Below are 23,365 nucleotides of genomic sequence, written 5' to 3'. Positions count from 1 at the left end.
CGTTATATGCAGCGCCTAGTCCCGCTCCAGCGCCGCATGCGACAAATAGCCGAAGCTCGTCTCCGCTAATATTTAGGGCGCGGCAAATTTTAGCCGCAAACAAGCCACCTAACTCGCGCGGAGCAGCCTCGCTGCCTACCGGTGCGCCCAGAGCGATGGCTACTAGCTGCAAAACCGAGTGGATTAAATTTTGCCAAAACGGCGGATTTTGCCCATCCATCATCGAAGCTACATTTAAAAAAGGTTTTAGCCTTATCAGCAGAATTCTAATTAAAGTTACGATTACGCCGGCTGCGAGGACGCTAAGAAAGCGCCTAAGCGCAGTGGTTTGCTCCGTAATAATGTGAAATTCCTCATCATTATGCCCGAAAGCAAAAGTTTCAATTTCATTGATGCCGAAGTTTAAGAGCCCTGCGCAAAGTCCCATTATAACGCCTATCGCAAGGATCGCTAGAAATAATTTAGTACTCAAAATATGCCTTTTTGAAACGCATAATTATATAAAATTTTAGCTTTAAAAAATCCTTACCGCGCGCATAAAAGCAGCTAAAACGCGAGTAAATTTTAAAACAATGGCTAGGAATTTATATCGTCTCTGTAAGTAAAATTTTGCGCGAAATTCTATGAAGCTTAGGCAGGTTCGGAATTTTATTTACGTTAATTGCGCGAGTAAAATTTACGTAGATTTTATATCGCGCGTAGAAAATTTAGTAAAATTTCGCATCGCGCGGGAGGATAAAATTCTATTTGAAATTTCTTGCCGCGAAGGCAGGCGAAATTCTACGTAAAATTTAAATCTATCCGAGCGGGTAAAATTTTAAATTGAGTAAGCGAGAGAATTTCGCAGAGGACGCGTGGGATTTCGCGCAGAATTCTAATTTGCGAAAGAGGGCAAAATTCCGCGTAGAATTCCGATTCGCGTAAGCGAGCGAAATCTCGCGTGAAATTCCAAGCTGCGTGGGTGGACGAAATCCGGCGCGGAATTTTAATTTGCGTGAGTCATAGAAATTTTGCGCTTCGCGAATAAATTCGCTTAGGATTTTGCTATTTTTTCCAGATATCGTCGTTTTTACCGGCTGCGGGCGCGCTTAGCTTTTTATCCAGAGCCGAAATTTTATCCGCGAGCTTTTGCGCGCCGTCAAAAATTTCATCTTTTTTCGGAAGCCCGAAGTGAAATTTAAAGCCTACGCTATCTCCGATGCTTGCAAGTAGCGATTTAGGCGCGTTTGCGATCGCGTCTTTAAAGATCGTCGCATCGATACCGAGCTCGGCTAAGTTTTTTAATGCTCGCGCAGAGCCGATAAACATCGCGATCTTGGCGTCGAAAAGATAATCGTTTGCTAGCTTTTGTGCGGCTGCGGCGGATTTTTTATCCACTATGATGAAGCGCGCGCCTGCGCCGTTTGCGAGCAAAATTTCATTTATATCGTTCGTGATGACGCTAAATTTTTTCTGCGCCTTTTGCGCGGCGGCGATGAGCCTGTCGTTAAATTTAAAGAGCAGATTGTCGTATTTGAAAACTTCGTCGCCGTTTTTGATGAGATACAGCGGCTCGTAGGGCACGAGCGCGTGGCCTAGGATGATCATTTGCCGCCCCTTAGTTTAGCTTCGCAGGATTTGCAAAGGCGCTTTTTATCGCGCAGAGCAAGCTCGTCGTTGCTAAAGTACGTCCCGCACTCGTCGCACGCCAAAAGCTCGGTCGCATCGTCCTTTTTCTTTATGCGAAATCTAGGCACTATCAAAAAATATATGAGCGCCGCGATAACGGCGACGGCTAGAATTTTTCCCATTATTTCACCCCTTTGATCACTAAAAAATTTCTATTTTTCAAAGCGTTTTCGCCGCTAAAAATTTCGCAGTGCGCGCTCGTAAATTCCTTACGGAATTCCGCTGCTTCCGCCTCTGCGCCCGAGCCTTTGTAGAGCAAAAACGTAGTGTTTTGATCGTAAAAGCCGCGGCAAATTTCAACCAAGCTTCGCGCGCTCATCAAAGCTCGCGAGCTTATCAGATCGGCGCGTAGCTTTACGCCGTCTTGCACGCGCTCGGCGTGGATTTTTACGTTAGTTAGAGCAAGGCTAACCTTCGCGTAGGTTAGAAACGCCGCTTTTTTTTGATTTGGTTCAAACAGATGCCACTCGCACAGCGGCAGCGCGAGCGCCAAAAATAGCCCGGGAAAGCCAGCTCCCGAGCCGATGTCGCATGCAACGTGTGGGTAGCGAGGTATGAACTCCGCTCCGCTTAGGCTGTCGCGCACCACCGCATCCAAATCCTCGTAATTCGTGAGGCTATGGACGCGGTTAAATTTTTGCAGGCAGGCTTTAAATTTAGCGACCTGCTCGCCAAAGCTCTCGCCCGGCGCAAGCTTCACAGCAGATGCCCCATCTGCTCTTTTTTGACGCGCAGATAGTTTTCGTTAAATTTATTAGGCGTGATGATTATCGGCACGCGCGCGACCACTTCGACTTTTAGATCGTGCAGCTTTTGCGGGTTGTTCGTAAGTAGATTTATGCGCGAAATTCCAAAATGAGCGAGTATGAAATCCACGATCTCGTAGGTGCGCTCGTCCGCTTTGAAGCCGAGCTGATGATTTGCTTCGATCGTATCGAGGCCCTGATCTTGTAGCGCGTAGGCGTTGATTTTATTAAAAAGTCCGATATTGCGCCCCTCTTGACGCAGATAGATCACCATGCCGCCATGCTCTTCGATATATTTTAGGCTTGCTTCGAGCTGTTCGCCGCAGTCGCACTTTAGGCTGCCGATCGCATCGCCGGTAAGGCACTCCGAGTGGATCCGCACGTTTACAATGCCCTCCAAAGGCTGCTTAAATATCGCCAAATGCTCTTTCTCGCCTTGCTTAAACGACTGAACGCGGAAGCTTCCGAAGCGGGAGGGGAGATTTGCGACCTCTGAAATTTTTATATCCATGCTTAAATTTACTCCGATTGTGATATTATAAATCTCACAATTCTAGCTAAAAAAGGAAAAATAATGTTTAAACGATTTAGACGGCTACGAATAAACCCCGCGCTTAGGGATCTAGTGCGACAAACCGATCTGCAAACCCGCTTTCTAATCTATCCGCTTTTTGTGGTGGAAGGAAGCGGCATCAAAAAGGAGATCGCCTCGATGCCGGGCGTATTTCAGATGAGCGTGGATGAAATTTTAAAAGAGTGCGAGGCTCTTTTGTCGCTAGGACTAGATAAAATTTTACTTTTTGGAATTCCTTCGCTAAAGGACAGCATCGGCTCGGACGCGCTAAGCGAGGACGGCATCATCGCGACTTCGCTGCGCGCGATAAAGGCTAAATTTCCAAATTTATTAGTAATCACCGATCTGTGCTTTTGCGAATACACCGACCACGGGCACTGCGGCATCATCGATCATGTACATCAGACGGTGGATAACGACGCGACGCTTGAAATTTCGGCGCAGCAGGCGCTCATCCACGCTAAAGCAGGCGCGGATATGATTGCTCCAAGCGGCATGATGGACGGTATTATCGCAACTCTGCGAGAGACGCTCGATCGCGGCGGATTTGAAAATTTACCGATTATGGCGTATTCGACGAAGTTCGCCAGCGGCTACTACGGGCCGTTTCGCGATGTGGCGGAGAGCGCACCGAGTTTTGGCGACCGCAGCAGCTACCAGATGGATCCCGCAAATAGATTTGAGGCGATCAACGAAAGCCTGCAAGACGAGGCGCAGGGAGCGGATATCTTGATGATAAAGCCCGCGCTTGCGTATCTGGATCTAATCAGAGATCTACGAGAGCGCACGTTGTTGCCGATCTGTGCGTATAACGTAAGCGGCGAATACGCGCTACTGCAGGCAGGCAAAAAAGCGGGCGTGATCGATTATGAGCGCGTGATGATGGAGACGATGATAGGCATAAGGCGCGCGGGTGCCGATATGATCATCACCTATCACGCCAAAGAGATCGCGGAAATTTTAAACAGGGGTTAGCGATGAATAAGATAGCACTCGAAATTAAAAGTAATGAAATGCAAGCCGTCTTGGATGCCGTGATGAAGCTGGCAAAAAAGATGAAATTTGAAGCTAAAATTTTATCTGAAAATAAAGATGAGTGCATAGAGAATTTTGGCGAGCTTTCGAGCGCCGTTATTGCGAAATTAGATAAGCCGAGCAATAGGGCCGTTTTTGAGCGATTAAAGGATAAATGAAAAAGACAAATGAAATATTTAACGCTGCATCAGGCTATTTTTATCCACGATAAAATGCTAGAAAAAATAGGCGGAAGTAAAGGCTATAATAAAACCCAGATAAGCTATTTATCTTCTGCTCTGGAAAATATAAAAAACGATCTGTATTATCCTACTATGTCGGATAAACTCGCGCATTTGACGCATTCGTGCATAAAATTTCATCCTTTCACCGACGGCAATAAAAGGACGGCGATTTTGCTAGCCGATATGTTTTTATCGGCAAATTCTATAATTTTGGACGACGAGGAATTTTATGCTGCGATGGAAGATATAGTCGTAAAGGTGGCTGCGGGCGATATGACGAAAGGTGATTTAAAAGAATTTTTTAGTAAATTTATAAAAGATAAAGGAGCGATGTGAGGCACTTTCTTACGTTAAACGATTTTAGCAAAGATGAAATTTTGCAAATGCTAAATTTAGCCTTTGAGATTAAAAAAGAGGCCAAAGCGCGAAATTTCAAGCCATATTTGAAAGATCAAAAATTGGCGATGATATTTGAAAAAAGCTCGACCAGGACGCGCGTTAGCTTTGACGTAGGGATGAATGAGCTCGGCGGACACGCGCTGTTTTTGAGCAGTCGCGACATCCAGCTCGGGCGTGGCGAGCCGATCAAAGATACTGCGCGCGTGATTTCGCGAATGTGCGATCTAATCATGGCGCGCGTAAATCGCCACGAGACGCTAATAGAGCTTGCGGAATTTAGCCGCGTGCCGGTGATAAACGGGCTAAGCGATAAATTTCATCCCGTGCAGCTGATGGCGGATCTGATGACGATCGTGGAGCGCGGTATTGAAACTCCAAAGATAAAAGCCGCGTACGTGGGCGACGGTAACAATATGGCGCATTCGTGGCTCATGCTTGCCAGCAAGTTTGGCTTTGAGCTGCGAATAGCGACGCCCGTGGGCTACGAAGCTGATCCGCAGATACTGGCGCAGGCGCGGCAAAATGCCGAAATTTCAGGCGCTAAAATTCTAACGGGATACGATATGAAAGAAGCCGTAGCGGGCGCAAACATCGTTACGACCGATACTTGGGTTTCGATGGGTCAAGAAGGAGAAAAGGAGCAAAGAATTCGCGATTTTGCAGGCTTTTGCGTGGACGAAAGATTAATGGCTCTGGCTGAAAAAAACGCGATCTTTTTGCACTGCCTGCCGGCGTACCGCGGATATGAGGTAAGCGAGGCTGTGTTTGAAGCGCACGCGGATGAAATTTTTGCAGAGGCGGAAAATCGCCTGCACGCGCAAAAGGGCGTTATGGTCTGGCTGGATCAAAAAAGATAAATTTTAGGAGAAAGCATGGAAGAAAAAGATAAAGCGCTAAAAAAAATCGACAAAGCGAGCGAATTTTTCGGGCTTGATAGCTCGAAAAGGACGGTTTTTGAAATTTCACAGGGCGAGGACAACGAGAAAAAACTCACTTTAAAAAGCGGCTCGTGGAGCGACGAGGAGCCGTGGTTCGGCATCGACGAAAATAACGAAGTGCACACGATGATCTCGATAAAATCGCTTGCAAATCTCATCGCCGCGACCAAAAACGCGATGCAGGAAAATTTTAATCTCAAGCTTGAGCGCTCGATTTTGCAGCATACGCCGGTGGATTTCGGCGACGCGTGGATCGTGTGCATGGACGAGATCAGAAGGCTAACGGGCGCAAATCCGAGTGCGAAAAGATTAAGCTTAGACGTCGATGCCGTCGTTTCGCGCGTAAAAAGCCTGCATCCGAACCTTTTCATCGACATCGAAGAGCTTATCAAAACCAAGGCGGGCGGCCGTGAATAGCATAGACTTCGACGCTTACGCGAAATTTTCGCGCCCCGGACCCCGCTACACGAGCTATCCGACCGCTTTGGAATTTAGCGAAAACTTCAGTTACGACGGGTATTTGAACGAGCTGAAAAATCAGAAAAGCTCCACGCCGCTGTCGCTTTACTTTCACATGCCGTTTTGCCGCTCCGCCTGTTATTTTTGCGGCTGCAACGTAATCTACACAGGCAAGCGCGACAAGATGGATCGGTATTTGGACTATATCGAGCGCGAAATGCAAATTTTAAGCGGCGTCGTGGACGGCTCGCGGCAGGTCGTGCAGATGCACTTCGGCGGCGGCACGCCTACATATTTTAGCGCCGAACAGCTCGCGCGCCACATAAAAAACATCAAAAAATATTTTAAAAATTTCAGCCCCGAAGCCGAGATCAGCTGCGAGATCGATCCGCGGTTTTTAAATGCCGAGCAGCTTGACGTGCTCGTTTCAAACGGCTTTAACCGCATCAGTTACGGCGTGCAGGACTTCGACGAGCGCGTGCAAAAGGAGATCCACCGCATCCAGCCTTTCGAGCTTACGAGGGACGTCATAGCTATGGCGCGTGAGAGAGGGATAAAATCGATAAATATGGATCTGATCTACGGGCTTCCGTATCAGAGCCTAGCTAGCTTTAAGCGCACGCTGGAGCTTGCGCTTTCGCTTGATCCGGACCGCTTTGCGATCTTTAACTACGCGCATGTGCCGTGGATAAAAAAATCTATGCGTAAATTTGACGAGACGACACTGCCAGAGCCGAAGGTGAAGCTTGAAATTTTAAAATTTACGCACGATTTTTTAAGCGCGAACGGATATGAGATGATTGGTATGGATCACTACTCAAAGCCCGCGGACGAGCTTCATACTGCACTTAAAAACGGCTCGCTACACCGCAATTTCCAGGGCTATACGACCAAGGGCGGCGCCGATCTGATCGGCATCGGGTTAACTAGCATCGGCGAGGGCGCGCGCCACTACGCGCAAAATTTCAAAGATATGGACGCTTACGAGGCCGCGATAGATGCGGGCAGGCTGCCGTATTGCAGGGGCGTTTTGCTAAACGAAGAGGATCTGCTGCGCAAAGAGGTGATTATGGGGCTGATGAGTAATTTTTGCGTCGATATAGAGGCGATCGAGGAGAAATTTAAGATAAAATTTTTCGAGCATTTTAGCGCGAGCCTAAAACAGCTTGAGGCGCTAAAGGATTTCGTGCAAGTCTCGCCGAATAGAATTTCCGTAACGCCCACCGGCACGCTTTTGATCCGCAATATCGCGATGTGCTTTGATGAGTATATGGGTAAAAATTTGGGCGAGAAGCGCTTTTCTAAAACCGTCTAAGCGGCGCGGCTATGAGTAGGGCAAAGCTTGGAGCGTTCGATTTTGCGGCACTTAGCGAGCGCTGCGTAAAATGTGGTAAATGTATCCAAGTCTGCACGATTCATGGCATTAACGGCGATGAAGTAACGAGCCCGCGCGGATTTGTGGATCTTTTGGGCGCTTACGGCAGGAATGAACTAAAGCTTGATAAAAACGCTAAGAAAATTTTTGAGAGCTGCTTTTTATGCACCAACTGCGTAGATATTTGCGGCGAGTCTTTGCCCATAGATACGGCAATCGAGAATGTTCGCGCGCGCATTGCGGAAAAATTTGGCATCGCGTGGTACAAAAAAGCTGCGTTTTGGCTGCTTGGGCACCGCAAAGCGCTGGATCTAGCAGCAGCGCTTGGATACGTGTTTCTTAGCTGTGGCTTTAAGATGCGAAAAGATACGCAAAGCTCTATGTCGCCTAGATTTGACTTGCCACTACTTAAAAAAGAGCGCTTGTTGCCTGCTCCTGCGAAAAAGAGCTTTATGAACTCTCATGCAGAATTTATCGACAACGGCGGCGAAAAAACTATCGGAATTTTTATAGGCTGCATGGCAAACTACGCTTACACGGGCGTAGGCGAGGCGGTTTTACATATCGCGCGAGCGCTAAAGCTAAACGTAAATTTGATGAAGGAACAAGCCTGTTGCGGCGCTCCTGCGTATTTTACGGGAGATTTTGCGGCGGTTGAACGCGTGGCAAAATTTAATATAGCATATTTCGAAAAAGTCATGCCTGCTCTTGATGCAATTATCGTGCCCGAGGCTACGTGCTCTGCGATGCTGCGGGTGGATTACGCGAATTTTTTTGAAAATGAGCCGCAATGGAAAGCCCGTGCGCAAAAGCTTGCGAGTAAAATTTTTATGGCGAGCGAATACTTTTATAAATTTACAAACTTAAGTGATCTTTTGATGCGCCGCGGCAAAAGGGCTTTAGCGATTACCTATCACGATCCGTGCCATGCCCGCAAAATGCAGGGTATTTGGAAAGAACCGCGCGGCTTGCTCGCTCAAAACTACGAAATAACCGAGATGGATGAGCCTAATAAATGCTGCGGATTTGGCGGCGTGACGATGCAGACCGAGCGTTACGAGCTCGCGCGTGAAGCAGGATTAGTTAAGGCGCGCGCAATGGCGGATCTACCCGTGCGCGTAGTCTCTGCTGAGTGCAGTGCGTGCAGGATGCAGCTAAATAATTCGCTTTCTTTAAGTGGCTCGCAGATGAGGTGCGTAAATCCGCTAGAGCTCATCGCTGAGGCGCTTATGAGTGAGGAAAATTCCAATGGATAAAATTTAACATTTGTGAAATTCCTGCATTTCGTTAGCTTTTTACTCAATTCACATCCTGGGACAAAATTCCGTGCTTTTGAAATTTTGGTTTTTAAAAATTATGATTAAATTTTATCGTTAGCTTGCAGAGGTTGCGGTCTACACTTTTAAGCTTTCGGATATATCAGCCTGAAGCGGTGCACGGGGGCGGCAAGCCCACAGGTTTTGCTCTGCGGCGGGGTTGATTAATATGATTTTAAATACTAAAATTTTGTGGTTTAGAATTTTGTTGAGCGATTTTGCGCAAAATTTTAAGAAGTTGAATTGAGGGATGGATTTTAGCAGGAATTCTAATTTTAGGCGGTATTGTTTGAAATTCTATGGAATTTGCGGCTAATGGCTGGAATTTTGATTTATTAATTTGCGTGGATTTGCGTGGCGGAGCAGGCTTAAAGCGCGAATTTTAAATTTCGTAAAATTTAAGAATTAGTTACGTATGAGCTTCTTGCACTTCGCGGTTTCGACGTTGCGGCAAAATTTCTTTCAAAAATGCCAAAGTGCACTATAAAATATATTCATAATTTTTAGCACGAGATATTTAGCAAAAAAGGCTAAGCTAGCGAGACCGGGGCTTTAAATTTAATTTTATTCTTGCTCTTTTGCGTTATCTTCAGAGTCCAGCTTTGCTTCTTCGATCAAAAGCCTGTTGGCTTCGGTAGCCTTTTTTATCTCGCTTAAGTTTTCTTCTATCTTATTTAGGCGCTTTTCAAGGGTATTTAGACGCTTTTCGGAGCGGGAGATAAAATAATAAATCAAATAAATCATAAAAACTATTATGATCCAAGGTACGATTTTCATATAAAATTCCTTAAAATTTAAAATTGCGCGCATTATAGCAGAAATTTTATGAAATTTTAAAATAGGCTGTTTTAGCCTTGACAATTGGGGATTTTTCGGTTATAATTGCCACTTCAATTTCAAAATGCTGGTGTAGCTCAGCTGGTAGAGCTACTGCCTTGTAAGCAGTGGGTCGGCGGTTCGATCCCGTCCACCAGCTCCATTTTTTGTAACAGTGTTTGACCAGATTTCATCAAAGGGTGAGATACTCAAGTGGCCAACGAGGGCAGACTGTAAATCTGCTGGCTTTGCCTTCCGTGGTTCGAATCCACGTCTCACCACCATGAATTTTTGATGCGGGATTAGCTCAGTTGGCTAGAGCATCAGCCTTCCAAGCTGAGGGTCGCGGGTTCGAGCCCCGTTTCCCGCTCCACCATTTAGGTTTACTGGGAGCTGTAAAACTTAACTGCTTTTATATGCTTACATAATCTAAATTTTGGTCGCATTGTTGGGTATTGGTAGCGATTTCTCTTTGCCTGAGTTTAGGCTCATATGGCTCAGAGGTAGAGCACTTCCTTGGTAAGGAAGAGGTCGCGGGTTCAAGTCCCGCTATGAGCTCCATAAAATAGAGTCGCTTAGTTTGTTGTGTAATCCACAAATCAATAACGGAGGATATGATGGCTAAAGAAAAATTTAATCGTAACAAGCCACACGTAAACATTGGTACCATCGGTCACGTTGACCATGGTAAGACTACTTTGACAGCTGCTATTTCTGCTGTTCTTTCCAGGAAGGGTCTAGCCGAGCTAAAAGACTACGACAATATCGATAACGCTCCAGAGGAAAAAGAGCGCGGTATTACTATCGCTACGTCTCACATCGAATATGAGACCGAGAAACGTCACTATGCTCACGTTGACTGCCCTGGTCACGCCGACTACGTAAAAAATATGATTACCGGCGCGGCTCAGATGGACGGAGCTATTTTAGTTGTTTCCGCTGCAGATGGTCCTATGCCTCAAACTCGCGAGCATATCTTGCTTTCTCGCCAAGTAGGCGTTCCTTATATCGTAGTTTTTCTAAACAAAACCGATATGGTCGATGATCCAGATCTTTTAGAGCTAGTTGAAGAGGAAGTTAGAGATCTTTTAAAAGAGTATAAATTCCCTGGTGACGAGACTCCAATCATTAAAGGCTCTGCTCTTAAGGCTCTTGAGGAAGCCAAAGCCGGACAAGATGGCGAATGGTCTGCAAAGATTATGGAGCTTATGGACGCGGTTGATAGCTATATTCCAACTCCTGTTCGCGATACTGATAAAGATTTCCTTCTTCCGATCGAAGATATTTTCTCGATTTCCGGTCGCGGTACCGTTGTAACCGGTAGAATCGAAAAAGGTATAGTTAAAGTTGGCGATACTATCGAGATCGTAGGTATTAAACCTACTCAAACTACTACCGTTACCGGCGTTGAGATGTTTAGAAAAGAGATGGACCAAGGTGAAGCCGGCGATAACGTAGGTGTTTTATTGCGCGGTACTAAGAAAGAGGAAGTAGAGCGCGGTATGGTTCTATGCAAACCTAAATCGATCACTCCTCATACTAAATTTGAGGGCGAGGTTTATATCCTAACTAAAGAAGAGGGCGGACGCCATACTCCATTCTTTAATAATTATAGACCGCAGTTTTACGTTCGTACGACAGATGTTACCGGTTCGATTACTCTTCCTGAGGGAACCGAGATGGTAATGCCTGGCGACAACGTTAAAATTACCGTTGAGCTAATTGCTCCGATTGCTCTTGAGCAAGGTACTCGCTTCGCGATTCGCGAAGGCGGTCACACCGTAGGTTCAGGCGTCGTTTCGAAAATCATCGCTTAATTTTTTGCAAGCGGAATTTTAAAATTCCGCTTGCTTTTTTATTCAAGGAAACCAAATGGCAAAGAATTCAAGTAGAGTAAAGGTCGGATTAAAATGCTCCGAAAGTGGCGATATTAACTATACTACTTATAAAAATAGCAAAACTACGACCGAAAAACTAGAACTTAAAAAATATTGCCCTAGATTAAAAAAGCACACGCTTCATAAAGAAGTAAAGTTAAAAGGCTAATTGTTATAGGGCAATAGCTCCAACGGTAGAGCGCCGGATTCCAAATCCGATGGTTGGGGGTTCGAATCCCTCTTGCCCTGCCACGAGGATTGGGTATGGAAAAAGTAAAAGAGTATTATAAACAAGCAAAAGTAGAGTTAGATAAGGTAATTTTCCCGACTAAAGATCAGACTAAAACAGCATATATCTCTGTAGTAGTCGTAGTCGTAGTTATCGCACTGTTTTTAGCGCTAGTGGATCTGATTATGTCCGCTTTGATAACGGCCTAAGTAAGGATCGTAATATGGCAAATAAATGGTATGCGATACAAACTTACGCTGGCAGCGAGATGGCGGTAAAGCGTGCAATAGAAGCTCTAAAGCAAGATGAAGCACTTGAGGCTAAGATCGGCGAAGTGCTAGTGCCTACCGAAGATGTTATAGAGGTCAAAAATACAAAGCAAACCATTAAAGAGCGTAGCTTATATCCAGGATATTGCTTTGCAAATTTAGATCTGGATACCACTTTATGGCATAGAATTCAGATGCTACCTAAGGTTAGTCGCTTTATCGGCGAGGCTAAGAAGCCCTCTGCGTTACCGGAAAAAGATATCGAAATAATTCTAGAAAAGATTAATAATCGCGAGGCTCCTAAGCCCAAGATTAATTTTGATGAGGGCGAGACGGTTAGGATCGTCGATGGGCCTTTTGCTAATTTCAACGGCATCGTAGAAGAGTATGATATGATCCATGGCAAGCTTCGCCTCAATGTTTCGATCTTCGGACGAAGCACGCCGATTGAAATTTCATACTCGCAAGTTGAAAAGATTATTTAAATTTTATAAGGAGTAAATTTATGGCTAAGAAAGTTGTTGGCGAAATCAAGCTGCAAATAGCGGCCGCAAAAGCAAATCCAAGCCCGCCGGTAGGTCCTGCACTAGGTCAAAAGGGCGTTAATATTATGGAATTTTGCAAAGCGTTTAACGAGCGAACCAAAGATATGGCGGGCTTTAATATCCCTGTTATCATCACGGTTTATGCCGATAAAAGCTTTACTTTCATCACTAAACAACCGCCTGCGACGGATTTGATCAAAAAAGCGGCGAAGATAGATAAGGGTTCGGACAATCCTCTTAAAAAGAAGGTAGCATCCTTAACTAAGGCTCAAGTTTTAGAGATCGTCGAGAAAAAGATCGCCGATCTGAATACCAAAGATAGAGAGCAGGCTGCTAGGATTATAGCGGGTTCGGCTCGTTCTATGGGTATTACGGTCACTGACTAGACCTTTTGACCGCTAAGGTTTAAAAAAGCGGTAGCACTTTAATTGCGGAGAAATATATGCCAAAAAATTCAAAAAGATTCAACGAACTTTTAAAAAAAGTTGACGTAAATAAAATTTATAGTGTAGACGAAGCGGTAAGCACAGTAAAAACTCTAGCTTCTGCTAAATTTGACGAGACGGTGGAGATCGCTCTTAAACTAAACGTAGATCCAAGACATGCCGATCAGATGGTGCGCGGCTCGGTCGTTTTACCTGCCGGTACAGGCAAGAGCGTTCGAGTAGCCGTGATTGCAAAGGACGCAAAAGCTAGCGAGGCTAGCGAAGCGGGTGCCGATATCGTGGGCGCCGATGATCTGATCGAAGAGATTCAAAAAGGAAATATAAATTTCGACGTTCTTATCGCCACTCCAAATTTAATGGGACTAGTCGGTAAGGTAGGTCGTATTCTTGGTCCAAAAGGCGTTATGCCGAACCCTAAAACCGGTACCGTTACTATGGATGTCGCTCAGGCCGTTAAAAATGCTAAGGGTGGACAGGTAAATTTCCGCGTCGATAAGCAGGGAAATATCCACGCAGGCCTTGGCAAGGCTAGCTTTAGCAAAGAGCAGCTTTTAGACAATCTTACGACGTTTATTAAAACCATAAATAAGCATAAGCCAGCGACTGCGAAGGGCAGATACGTAACTCATGCATCGCTTTCACTTACTATGAGTCCTGCGGTTACGCTGGATAATCAAGAAATAATCGATTTAAAATAAAATTTTAAATTTTTATCTTAGATTGGAGATAGCTCAAGGTTTTTAACTTAATTGATCGAAATTTTAAAATTTCGATCGCTTGGCTTGAAATCACCGATCGGAAAGGAGACCTAATGACGAGAGACGAAAAATCAAAGATAGTAGCGGAGCTTGGCGAGGCTTTCAAAGCTAGCGAAGCTATAGTAATTTCCGATTTTAAAGGCCTTAGCGTTAAGCAGCTTGAAGATCTTAGAAATAGCGCGCGTGAAGCGGGCGTAAAGGTTCGGGTTATCAAAAATACTCTAGCCAATATCGCTTTAAAAAATGCCGAAAAAAATGGACTTAGCTTTAAAGATACCAATATCTTCTTATGGGGCGAGCAGCTTTCTGTATGTAAAGTAGCGGCTAAATTTGAAGAGAAAAATGAAATTTTTAAGCTTAAGACCGCTCATATCGATGGGGAAGTAGCCGGCATAGATAAGGTTAGAGCGCTTTCGAAGATGCCTTCGAGAGACGAGCTTATCGCGATGCTACTTCAAGTATGGAATGCGCCGATCCAAAATTTTACGATCGGCTTAAATGCGCTTAAGCAGAAAAAAGAAGCTAGCGCTTAATTAAAATTTAGGAGAATAAAATGGCAATTTCAAAAGAAGATGTTTTAGAGTATATCTCTAATCTTTCGGTGCTAGAGCTTAGCGAGTTAGTTAAAGAATTCGAAGAAAAATTCGGCGTAAGCGCAGCTCCGGTTATGGTGGCTGGCGGCGCAGGTGCAGGCGGCGCAGGTGCGGCAGCGGCTGAAGAGAAAACGGAATTCGACGTCGTATTGCTTGATGCGGGTGACAAGAAAATCAACGTAATTAAGGTTGTTCGCGCCCTAACAGGTCTTGGTTTAAAAGAAGCCAAAGACGCTACCGAGGCTACTCCGTCCGTTCTTAAAGAGGGACTTAACAAAGAAGATGCCGAGAAGGCCAAAAAAGAGCTTGAAGAAGCAGGCGCTAAAGTCGAACTCAAATAAATCGCGGAATTTTAAAATTTCGCATACAAATGTGTGCCGGTGCGTCGCATCGGCACTTCTTTCTTTAAAATACAACTACGAGGTAGTGGAATGTTAAACAGCCTATATTCAGGAAATCGTCTTAGGGTGGATTTTTCAAAGGTTCCCAAAGACATCGAAATTCCGAATTTATTACAACTACAAAAGAAAAGTTTTGATCATTTTTTAAATCTTGATAACTCGGATGGAGAAAGCGGCATAGAGAAGGTTTTCAAAGCCATTTTTCCTATCCACGATGCACAGAATAGACTAAGTATCGAGTATGTAAGTAGCGAAATTTCAAAGCCAAAGTATTCGATTAGAGAATGCATGGAAAGAGGGCTTACTTATTCGGTAAATTTAAAGATGAAGCTCCGTTTGCTAGTGCATGAGCGTGATGAAAAGACAGGCAAAAAAATCGGCGTAAAAGAGATCAAAGAGCAAGATATATTCATTCGCGACATTCCTCTAATGACCGATAGAATTTCATTTATCATTAACGGCGTAGAGCGCGTCGTCGTAAATCAGCTGCACAGAAGCCCGGGCGTAATCTTCAAAGAGGAAGAGAGCCCTACGGTTTTAAATAAACTCATCTACACCGCTCAAATAATACCGGATCGCGGCAGCTGGCTATACTTCGAATACGACGTAAAAGACGTATTATACGTGCGCATAAATAAAAGGCGCAAGGTTCCGATCACGATCCTATTTCGCGCACTCGGTTACAAAAAACAAGACATAATAAAATTATTTTATCCTATTAAGACGATCTATATTAAAAAAGGAAAATTCCTGACCGATTTCGATCCTAAAGAATACGCGGGCAGGCTCGATTACGACATTATAAACGAAAAGGGCGAGGTGCTTCATCAAGCAAGCAAACGCCTAACGGTCAAAAAAGCGGAGAAGTTAGCAGAGGACGGACTAAAGCTCATCGAGTATCCGGCTGAAATTTTAGCCGAGCGCTACCTGGCCGATGCCATCGTCGATAAAAATAGCGGCGAAGTACTTTTTGATTCGCTAACTGCGCTAGATGAGGGCAAGCTAGCCAAGATCGCTAACACCGAGAAAAAATTTACGATCGCTAACGACCTAGCTAGCGGCGTAGATACTTCAATCATAAATTCTTTTATTCAAGATGCAGACGCGCTTAAGCTCTTACAACAAAGTGAGGGCATAGACGACGAGAACGATCTGGCAGCGATTAGAATTTACAAGGTTATGCGCCCGGGCGAGCCGGTGGTAAAAGAAGCGGCAAAGAGCTTCGTAAACGATCTGTTTTTTAATCCGGAGCGCTACGATCTAACTAAAGTCGGCCGTATGAAGATGAATCACAAACTAGGCATCGAGGCGCCGGAGTACGTAACCGTGCTAACCAGCGAGGATATTATCAAGACGGCGAAATATTTAATTAGAGTTAAAAACGGCGACGGCTTCATCGACGATCGCGATAATCTCGGCAATCGCCGCATCCGCTCGATCGGAGAGCTTTTGGCAAACGAGATGCACCTTGGATTTATCAAGGTTCAAAAGGCGATCAAAGATAAATTTACCGGCATTAGCGGAAATTTAGACGAGCTTATGCCGTATGATTTCGTAAATCCTAAAATCATCACCACTACGCTTATGGAATTTTTCACCGGCGGCCAGCTAAGCCAGTTTATGGATCAGACCAACCCGCTTAGCGAGGTTACGCATAAGCGTCGTCTATCTGCGCTGGGCGAGGGCGGTTTAGTTAAAGAGCGCGCCGGCTTTGAGGTGCGCGACGTCCATCCTACGCACTACGGTAGAATTTGCCCTATCGAGACCCCTGAGGGTCAAAACATCGGTCTTATTAACACCCTAGCGACCTATGCGAAGGTAAATGATCTGGGCTTTGTCGAGGCTCCGTATAAAAAGGTCGTAAACGGCAAGGTCATCGACGAGATCGTCTATCTTACCGCTACGCAGGAAGAGGGGCTCGTAATCGCTCCTGCGTCCGCTAAATTGGACGAAGAGGGCAATATCGTAGAGGAGCTTTTGGAGGTTAGAAAAGACGGCGAAAACATCATGGCCAAGCGCGAGGATATTTCGCTGATAGACCTTTGCTCCGGTATGGTCGCGGGCGTAGCGGCATCGCTGATTCCGTTTTTGGAACACGACGATGCTAACCGCGCCTTGATGGGCTCAAATATGCAGCGCCAAGCCGTGCCGCTTCTGCACTCTACCGCTCCTATCGTAGGAACGGGTATGGAAGCGGTCATTGCGCGCGATTCGTGGGAAGCGATCAAAGCCGGTCGCGACGGCGTCGTAGAGAAGGTCGATAATAAAAATATATTCATTTTGGGCGAGGACGAAAAAGGTCCGTTTATCGATCACTACTCGATGGAGAAAAATTTACGCACTAACCAAAACACTACCTTTTCACAGCGCCCTATTGTGCGAAAAGGCGACGTGATAAAGGCAGGTCAAATCATAGCCGACGGTCCTAGCATGGACGGCGGCGAGCTTGCGATCGGTAAAAACGCTCTTATAGCTTTCATGCCGTGGCATGGCTACAATTACGAGGACGCCGTAGTCATGAGCGAAAAGATGATTCGTGCCGACGAATACACCAGCGTGCATGTTTATGAAAAAGAGATCGAGGCTAGAGAGCTTAAAGACGGCGTGGAGGAGATCACGCGCGACATTCCTAATATCAAAGAGGAGGAGCTTACCCACCTCGATGATAGCGGTATCGTAAAGATCGGTACTCACGTCAAGCCGGGCATGATCTTGGTAGGCAAGGTAACTCCGAAGGGCGAGGTTAAACCGACGCCTGAAGAGAGGCTTTTGCGCGCAATTTTTGGCGAGAAGGCGGGACATGTGGTAAATAAATCTCTCTACGCGACCGCCTCTATGGAAGGCGTGGTAATCGACGTTAAAATTTTTACCAAAAAGGGCTACGAGAAGGATCCACGCACGAACAAAGCCTATGAAGATGAAAAAACCGAGCTCGAAAGGGAGCATCACGATAGGCTTTTGATGCTTGATCGCGAAGAGATGCTAAAGGTAGTGGCGCTTCTTTCTAAAAGCGCTTTGCAAAGCGATCAAAGCCTAAATAAAAAAGATTATAAAAAGGGCGATAAGGTTAAAAAAGAGGAGCTTGAAAGCTCCAACCGCTTTACGTTAAATTCCTTCGTTAAGGCTTATTCTAAAGCTGTTCAGAAGGAATACGAAGAGCTAAAAAACCATTTCCAAAACGAGAAGCGCAAGCTCAAAGAGGAGCATGACGAAAAGATCGAAATTTTAGAAAAAGACGATATCTTGCCAAGCGGCGTCGTTAAGCTCGTAAAGGTCTATATCGCTACCAAGCGCAAGCTAAAAGTGGGCGATAAGATGGCGGGTCGCCACGGAAATAAGGGCATCGTTTCAAATATCGTCCCTGAGGTCGATATGCCGTATCTGCCTAGCGGACAGCGCGTGGATATCGTGCTAAATCCTCTCGGCGTTCCAAGTCGTATGAATATCGGTCAGATAATGGAGAGCCACTTAGGTCTTGTGGGCTGGCGCTTAGGAGAGCAGATCGCTAAAATTTTAGAGGAGAAAACGGGCGAATGGATAAAAACCCTTCGCGCAAAGATGATAGAGATAGCGGGCGTTTCCAAGCTAATGCAGGCTAAAAAAACGCTTGAGAAGATCAGCGACGAAGATCTTTTGAAATACGCTAGAGACTGGGCTAAGGGCGTTAGATTTTCCGCTCCGATATTCGAAGGCATTGTGCCGGAGGATTTCAAAAAGCTATTTGAAATGGCGGGCATCGATCAGGACGGCAAGACCGAGCTTTACGACGGTCGCACCGGCGAAAAGATCAAAGAGCGCGTAAACGTGGGCTGCATGTATTATCTTAAGCTGCACCACCTAGTCGACGAGAAGGTTCACGCAAGAAGTACAGGTCCTTACAGCCTAGTCACGCAGCAGCCGGTCGGCGGCAAGGCGCTATTCGGCGGTCAAAGATTTGGAGAGATGGAAGTTTGGGCTCTGGAGGCATACGGCGCGGCATACACGCTTCGCGAGATGCTAACGATCAAATCCGACGACGTCGACGGACGCTTGGCTGCGTATAAGGCGCTAACAAAAGGCGAAAACGTTCCGTCTACCGGAATTCCTGAGACATTTTTTGTTTTAACAAACGAGCTTAAATCGCTTGCTCTAGACGTTGAAATTTACGAGAATGGAGAGAATAAATGAGCGATAATTCAAATTTAGAAAGAATAGAAATAAAAGAGGACGCCAGAGTCCACGACTTCGACGCGTTTGCAATCAGGCTTGCTAGTCCCGAGCAGATCAAGGCTTGGAGCCACGGCGAGGTCAAAAAGCCCGAGACTATTAACTACCGCACGCTCAAGCCGGAGCGCGACGGTCTATTTTGCGCTAAAATTTTCGGCCCCGTAAGAGACTATGAGTGCATCTGCGGCAAGTATAAAAAGATGCGCTACAAAGGCTGGAAGTGCGAAAAGTGCGGCGTCGAGATCACGAGCTCGAAGGTTCGCCGTACTAGAATGGGGCATATTGAGTTAGTAACGCCGGTGGCGCATATTTGGTACGTAAATTCCTTGCCTAGTCGCATAGGTACGCTGCTAAACATCAAGATGAAAGATCTCGAGCGCGTGCTTTACTATGAGGCGTATATCGTGGAAAGTGCAGGCGAGGCATTTTACGACAACGAAAATTCCAAAAAGGTCGAGAAATACGACGTTTTAAACGAAGAGCAGTATCAGAGCCTAAAAGAACGCTTTTCGCAGACGGGCTTCGTCGCTAAAATGGGCGGTCAGGTAATCCGCGATATGCTAGCTGAGCTTGATTTAGTTGAAATTTTAAATTCTTTGAAGGAGGAGATGGCTAACACAAACTCCGAAGCGAAGAAAAAAACTATCGTCAAGCGTCTAAAGGTCGTCGAGAGCTTTTTAAATTCCGGCAATAAGCCCGAGTGGATGATGATTACAAATCTTCCCGTACTACCTGCCGATCTACGCCCGCTTGTAAGCCTTGAAGGCGGAAAATTTGCGGTTTCGGACGTAAACGATCTATATCGACGCGTCATAAATCGAAATTCTAGACTTAAAAGGCTGATGGAGCTCGACGCGCCCGAGATCATCATCCGCAATGAAAAACGAATGCTTCAAGAGGCGGTGGACGCGCTTTTTGACAATGGACGTCGCGCCAATGCCGTGAAGGGCGCTAATAAGCGACCGCTTAAATCTCTAAGCGAGATCATTAAAGGTAAGCAGGGCCGCTTCCGTCAAAATTTACTCGGCAAGCGCGTGGATTTTTCGGGCCGCTCCGTCATCGTCGTAGGTCCAAATTTACGCATGGATCAGTGCGGTCTGCCTAAGACGATGGCGCTTGAGTTATTCAAGCCGCATCTAATCGCTCGCCTTCAAGAGAAGGGCTATGCAACGACCGTTAAGCAGGCTAAAAAGATGATTGAAAATAGGATCAATGAAGTTTGGGAGTGCTTGGAGGAGGTCGTAAAGGATCACCCGGTTATGCTAAACCGCGCACCGACGCTTCATAAGATGTCTATTCAGGCGTTTCATCCGGTACTCGTCGAGGGCAAGGCGATCAGGCTGCATCCTTTAGTCTGCGCCGCGTTCAACGCTGACTTCGACGGCGATCAGATGGCTGTGCATGTACCGCTTAGCCAAGAGGCGATTGCGGAATGCAAAATTTTAATGCTTAGCTCGATGAATATCTTGCTTCCTGCTAGCGGAAAACCCGTCGCGGTGCCTAGCCAGGATATGGTTTTAGGAATTTATTATCTAAGCCTCGAAAAGCCGGGCGCAAAAGGAACAAATAAAATTTTTGCAAACGTCGATGAGGTAATGCTCGCCGTAGAGGCAAACGCCCTAGATATCCACGCTAAAATCAAAACGATGATCGATCGCCGCATTATCTTTACGACCGCGGGCCGCTTGATCATCAAATCGATCCTGCCTAGCTTTATTCCGGATCATCTTTGGAATAAGATTATGAAGAAAAAGGATATCGCCGAGCTTGTCGATTACGTCTATAAAAACGGCGGCCTTGAGATAAGCGCGGAATTTTTGGATAATCTTAAAAATTTAGGCTTTGAATCCGCTACTAAAGCGGGTGTATCGATCTCCGTTTCGGACATCATCGTGCCGAAGTCTAAAGCGGGTCTTGTAGAAGAGGCTAAAAAGCAGGTCAGAGAAGTTCAGAACCAATACGGCGCGGGTTTGCTAACCGACGGCGAGCGCTATAATAAAACGATCGACATCTGGACCAGCACCAGCAAGAAGCTAGCCGATGAGATGATGAAGATGATGGAGAAGGATAAGGACGGCTTTAATTCTATTTATATGATGGCCGATAGCGGCGCGCGAGGTAGCGCGGAGCAGATCAAGCAGCTAGCGGGTATGAGAGGTCTGATGAGTAAGCCGGATGGCTCGATCATCGAAACGCCGATCACTTCAAATTTTAGAGAGGGTCTGAACGTAAATGAGTATTTCATCTCGACTCACGGCGCGCGTAAAGGTCTTGCCGATACTGCGCTTAAGACTGCAAACGCGGGCTATCTGACGCGAAAGCTGATCGACGTCGCGCAAAACGTCAGAGTTACGATGCACGATTGCGGTACGCACGAGGGTATCGAGGTTACTGAGATCGTAGAAAACGGAACGCAAATAGAAAGTCTAGCCGATAGGATTATGGGTAGGGTGCTAAGCTCGGATGTGATTGATCCGGTATCGAATGAAATTTTATTCACCGAAGGCACGCTTCTAGGCGTTAATGAGGTACGCACCATAGTCGATGCCGGCATCAAATCCGTAAGCATCCGCACGCCTATTACGTGCAAGGCTGAAAAAGGGGTTTGCGCGAAGTGCTACGGCGTAAATTTGGGCGAGGGCAAGCTAGTAAAACCGGGCGAAGCGGTCGGTATCATCTCTGCGCAATCAATCGGCGAGCCGGGCACGCAGCTTACGCTACGAACCTTCCACGCCGGCGGTACCGCATCTACCGAGCAGCAAGATCGCCAAGTAATCGCCGATAAAGAGGGCTTTATCAGATATTATAACGTCAAGACCTATGAAAACGGCGGCAAAAATATCGTAATGAACCGCAGAAACGCTGCGGTACTTTTGGTAGAGCCAAAGATCAAAGCTCCAATTACCGGTAAGGTAAGTATCGATATAACTCACGACGATGTGAATATCATGCTAAAGGGCAAGAAGGAAGAATTTAAATATACTATCCGACGCCACGATCTAGCCAAACCTACCGAGCTTGCGGGCGTAAGCGGTAAAGTTGAGGGAAAATTTTACATCGTATTTAAAGACGGCGAAACCGTTGGAGAAAATGATAGTTTAGTAGAGGTTATAAAAGAAGACTGGAATATCCCTACTCGAATTCCGTTTGCCAGCGAACTTCGCGTTAAAGACGGCGAGCCGGTAACTCAAAAGATCAAAGCGGGAGCAAATGGTACGCTTAAATATTTCATCCTAAAGGGCGATTATTTAGAGAGACTAAGAGATATCAAAAAAGGTCACGTCGTAAGCGAGAAGGGTATGTACGTAGTCATCTCCGATGAAAACGGCAGAGAGGCGATCCGCCACTATATACCGCGCGAATCGGTCATTACCTATGATGATAATAGCGTCGTAAAAAGCGAAGATCTTATCGCTAAGCCTAAAAAAGACGATCGATTGATCATTGCGGAATGGGATCCGTATTCCATCCCGGTAGCTGCAGAGTGTGAGGGTAAGATCAGCTTTGAGGATATCGAGCCTGGATATACCGCTACGGAACAATATGACGAGACTACAGGTCAAAGCCGTTTGGTTATCAATGAGTATCTACCTCAGGGCGTCAAACCGGCTATCGTCGTTACTCCTAGCAAGGGAGAGCCTATCAAATATAATCTAGGACCGAAGACCGCAATTTTTACGAACAAGGGCGATCAGGTAGCGATTGCAGATATTTTGGCTAGGACGCCGAAGGCTGCTGCGAAATCAAAAGATATCACCGGCGGTTTGCCGCGCGTATCGGAGCTATTTGAGGCGCGCCGTCCAAAAAATACTGCGATTATCGCAGACATCGACGGAACCGTCCGCTTTGATAAGGCATTGCGTGCAAAAGAGCGCATTGTAATCGAGGGCGAAGACGGAACGAGTGCGGAGTATCTAATCGATAAGAGCCGCCAGATCCAAGTGCGAAACGGCGAGTTCGTCCACGCAGGCGAGAAACTTACCGACGGAGTTATCAGCTCGCACGACGTGCTTAGAATTTTAGGCGAAAAGGCGCTGCATTATTATCTGATAAGCGAAATTCAACAGGTTTATCGCTCTCAAGGCGTCGTTATCAGCGATAAGCATATCGAGATCATCGTATCTCAGATGCTCCGCCAGGTCCGAATCGTCGATAGCGGCGATACTCAGCTAATCGTCGGCGATCTCATTAGCCGCCGCAGATTTAGAGAAGAAAACGAGCGCATTATGAAAATTGGTGGCGAGCCTGCGATCGCTGAGTCCGTGCTACTGGGCGTAACTCGTGCGGCTGTTGGAAGCGATAGCGTCATTTCGGCGGCATCCTTCCAAGAGACTACGAAGGTTCTAACCGAGGCTAGTATCGCGGGTAAATTTGACCGATTGGAGGACTTGAAAGAAAACGTAATTTTAGGTCGCATAATTCCGGTCGGAACCGGTTTGTATAAAGACAAGGAAGTTAAACTTAAAAAATAATTTTGGGCGCAAGCACTAA

24 protein-coding genes and 5 tRNA genes are annotated in these 23,365 nt (G+C 46.1%); 23 read left to right on the top strand and 6 right to left on the bottom strand.

The genetic code is table 11. The annotated features are described in order from the left end of the window. A partial coding sequence (locus Q0257_RS10280) for a chloride channel protein (RefSeq protein ID WP_298024587.1) occupies positions 1–472 on the bottom strand: 472 nt, incomplete at its 3' end. A 151-nt stretch (positions 473–623) separates the two neighbouring features. On the opposite strand from Q0257_RS10280, the gene Q0257_RS10275 reads away from it, so the two are divergent. Further along, on the top strand, positions 624–788 hold the full coding sequence (locus Q0257_RS10275; RefSeq protein ID WP_298024585.1) for a hypothetical protein: 165 nt from the start codon (positions 624–626) through the stop codon (positions 786–788). A 256-nt stretch (positions 789–1,044) separates the two neighbouring features. Here Q0257_RS10275 and Q0257_RS10270 read toward each other — a convergent pair whose 3' ends face one another. The 4 genes from Q0257_RS10270 to ribA are packed head-to-tail and all read right to left on the bottom strand — an operon-like array spanning position 1,045 to position 2,925. Further along, positions 1,045–1,587: a hypothetical protein gene (locus tag Q0257_RS10270; RefSeq protein ID WP_298024583.1), complete on the bottom strand. Its 543-nt coding sequence runs from the start codon at positions 1,585–1,587 to the stop codon at positions 1,045–1,047. Further along, the gene (locus Q0257_RS10265) at positions 1,584–1,790 is read right to left on the bottom strand and encodes a hypothetical protein (protein ID WP_295153197.1); all 207 of its coding nucleotides are present in this window, start codon (positions 1,788–1,790) and stop codon (positions 1,584–1,586) included. The genes Q0257_RS10270 and Q0257_RS10265 overlap by 4 nt, the downstream gene beginning before the upstream one ends. Continuing rightward, a complete protein-coding gene (rsmG, locus tag Q0257_RS10260; RefSeq protein WP_298024581.1) occupies positions 1,790–2,368 on the bottom strand; it encodes a 16S rRNA (guanine(527)-N(7))-methyltransferase RsmG in 579 nt (192 codons plus the stop codon). Before rsmG ends, Q0257_RS10265 begins: the two co-directional genes overlap by 1 nt. Continuing rightward, positions 2,365–2,925 carry a GTP cyclohydrolase II gene (gene ribA / locus Q0257_RS10255; RefSeq protein ID WP_298024579.1) on the bottom strand — a complete coding sequence of 187 codons (561 nt, stop codon included), beginning with the start codon at positions 2,923–2,925 and terminating at the stop codon, positions 2,365–2,367. The genes rsmG and ribA overlap by 4 nt, the downstream gene beginning before the upstream one ends. A 63-nt stretch (positions 2,926–2,988) precedes the next feature. Between ribA and hemB the strand changes: the two genes are divergently transcribed. From hemB to Q0257_RS10220, 7 genes are read left to right on the top strand one after another with little or no spacing between them, the layout of a single operon-like run. Further along, a complete protein-coding gene (hemB, locus tag Q0257_RS10250) occupies positions 2,989–3,963 on the top strand; it encodes a porphobilinogen synthase (protein ID WP_298024577.1) in 975 nt (324 codons plus the stop codon). Positions 3,964–3,965: 2 nt separating this feature from the next. Next, positions 3,966–4,181: a hypothetical protein gene (locus Q0257_RS10245; RefSeq protein ID WP_298024575.1), complete on the top strand. Its 216-nt coding sequence runs from the start codon at positions 3,966–3,968 to the stop codon at positions 4,179–4,181. Between the two features lie 9 nt (positions 4,182–4,190). Next, positions 4,191–4,583: a type II toxin-antitoxin system death-on-curing family toxin gene (locus Q0257_RS10240; RefSeq protein ID WP_298024573.1), complete on the top strand. Its 393-nt coding sequence runs from the start codon at positions 4,191–4,193 to the stop codon at positions 4,581–4,583. Further along, on the top strand, positions 4,580–5,503 hold the full coding sequence (argF, locus tag Q0257_RS10235; RefSeq protein WP_298024571.1) for an ornithine carbamoyltransferase: 924 nt from the start codon (positions 4,580–4,582) through the stop codon (positions 5,501–5,503). The genes Q0257_RS10240 and argF overlap by 4 nt, the downstream gene beginning before the upstream one ends. A 15-nt stretch (positions 5,504–5,518) precedes the next feature. Beyond that, positions 5,519–6,001 (top strand): DUF2603 domain-containing protein, encoded by a 483-nt coding sequence (locus Q0257_RS10230; protein WP_005872648.1) that lies wholly within the window; start codon positions 5,519–5,521, stop codon positions 5,999–6,001. Further along, entirely contained in the window at positions 5,994–7,358 is a 1,365-nt protein-coding gene (gene hemN / locus Q0257_RS10225; protein WP_298024569.1) for an oxygen-independent coproporphyrinogen III oxidase, read from the top strand. Before Q0257_RS10230 ends, hemN begins: the two co-directional genes overlap by 8 nt. 11 nt (positions 7,359–7,369) lie before the next feature. Then, complete coding sequence (locus tag Q0257_RS10220) at positions 7,370–8,674, top strand: (Fe-S)-binding protein (protein ID WP_298024568.1); 1,305 nt, start codon at positions 7,370–7,372, stop codon at positions 8,672–8,674. Positions 8,675–9,298: 624 nt separating this feature from the next. Here Q0257_RS10220 and Q0257_RS10215 read toward each other — a convergent pair. Next, positions 9,299–9,511, bottom strand: coding sequence for a hypothetical protein (locus Q0257_RS10215; RefSeq protein ID WP_298024566.1), 213 nt, complete (start codon positions 9,509–9,511; stop codon positions 9,299–9,301). A gap of 126 nt (positions 9,512–9,637) precedes the next feature. On the opposite strand from Q0257_RS10215, the gene Q0257_RS10210 reads away from it, so the two are divergent. The 15 genes from Q0257_RS10210 to rpoC all read left to right on the top strand — a co-directional run bounded on the left by Q0257_RS10210 (position 9,638) and on the right by rpoC (position 23,346). Beyond that, a tRNA-Thr gene (locus Q0257_RS10210) sits at positions 9,638–9,713 on the top strand. A gap of 36 nt (positions 9,714–9,749) precedes the next feature. After that, a tRNA-Tyr gene (locus tag Q0257_RS10205) sits at positions 9,750–9,834 on the top strand. A 12-nt stretch (positions 9,835–9,846) separates the two neighbouring features. Further along, a tRNA-Gly gene (locus tag Q0257_RS10200) sits at positions 9,847–9,923 on the top strand. Positions 9,924–10,036: 113 nt separating this feature from the next. Beyond that, positions 10,037–10,111, top strand: a tRNA-Thr gene (locus Q0257_RS10195). Positions 10,112–10,167: 56 nt separating this feature from the next. Beyond that, entirely contained in the window at positions 10,168–11,367 is a 1,200-nt protein-coding gene (tuf, locus tag Q0257_RS10190) for an elongation factor Tu (protein WP_040304280.1), read from the top strand. A 55-nt stretch (positions 11,368–11,422) separates the two neighbouring features. Next, the gene (rpmG, locus tag Q0257_RS10185) at positions 11,423–11,596 is read left to right on the top strand and encodes a 50S ribosomal protein L33 (RefSeq protein ID WP_005872634.1); all 174 of its coding nucleotides are present in this window, start codon (positions 11,423–11,425) and stop codon (positions 11,594–11,596) included. 7 nt (positions 11,597–11,603) lie between these two features. After that, a tRNA-Trp gene (locus Q0257_RS10180) sits at positions 11,604–11,679 on the top strand. A gap of 12 nt (positions 11,680–11,691) precedes the next feature. After that, positions 11,692–11,865: a preprotein translocase subunit SecE gene (gene secE, locus Q0257_RS10175; RefSeq protein WP_005872632.1), complete on the top strand. Its 174-nt coding sequence runs from the start codon at positions 11,692–11,694 to the stop codon at positions 11,863–11,865. A 14-nt stretch (positions 11,866–11,879) separates the two neighbouring features. Then, on the top strand, positions 11,880–12,410 hold the full coding sequence (nusG, locus tag Q0257_RS10170; protein WP_297949858.1) for a transcription termination/antitermination protein NusG: 531 nt from the start codon (positions 11,880–11,882) through the stop codon (positions 12,408–12,410). A 20-nt stretch (positions 12,411–12,430) separates the two neighbouring features. Next, complete coding sequence (gene rplK / locus Q0257_RS10165; protein ID WP_005872629.1) at positions 12,431–12,856, top strand: 50S ribosomal protein L11; 426 nt, start codon at positions 12,431–12,433, stop codon at positions 12,854–12,856. 56 nt (positions 12,857–12,912) lie between these two features. Beyond that, entirely contained in the window at positions 12,913–13,614 is a 702-nt protein-coding gene (gene rplA, locus Q0257_RS10160) for a 50S ribosomal protein L1 (RefSeq protein WP_291939398.1), read from the top strand. Between the two features lie 113 nt (positions 13,615–13,727). After that, positions 13,728–14,207 (top strand): 50S ribosomal protein L10, encoded by a 480-nt coding sequence (gene rplJ / locus Q0257_RS10155; protein WP_291939396.1) that lies wholly within the window; start codon positions 13,728–13,730, stop codon positions 14,205–14,207. 20 nt (positions 14,208–14,227) lie between these two features. After that, entirely contained in the window at positions 14,228–14,608 is a 381-nt protein-coding gene (rplL, locus tag Q0257_RS10150) for a 50S ribosomal protein L7/L12 (protein WP_177386842.1), read from the top strand. Between the two features lie 90 nt (positions 14,609–14,698). Beyond that, a complete protein-coding gene (gene rpoB / locus Q0257_RS10145; protein WP_298024564.1) occupies positions 14,699–18,835 on the top strand; it encodes a DNA-directed RNA polymerase subunit beta in 4,137 nt (1,378 codons plus the stop codon). Next, on the top strand, positions 18,832–23,346 hold the full coding sequence (gene rpoC, locus Q0257_RS10140; RefSeq protein ID WP_298024562.1) for a DNA-directed RNA polymerase subunit beta': 4,515 nt from the start codon (positions 18,832–18,834) through the stop codon (positions 23,344–23,346). The genes rpoB and rpoC overlap by 4 nt, the downstream gene beginning before the upstream one ends. Positions 23,347–23,365: the final 19 nt, after the last annotated feature.

This window comes from uncultured Campylobacter sp., from assembly GCF_938018035.1.
Taxonomy (GTDB): domain Bacteria; phylum Campylobacterota; class Campylobacteria; order Campylobacterales; family Campylobacteraceae; genus Campylobacter_B.
The sequence above is the reverse complement of the archived record's forward strand: the minus strand, read 5'-3'. Positions and strand labels throughout refer to the sequence as shown.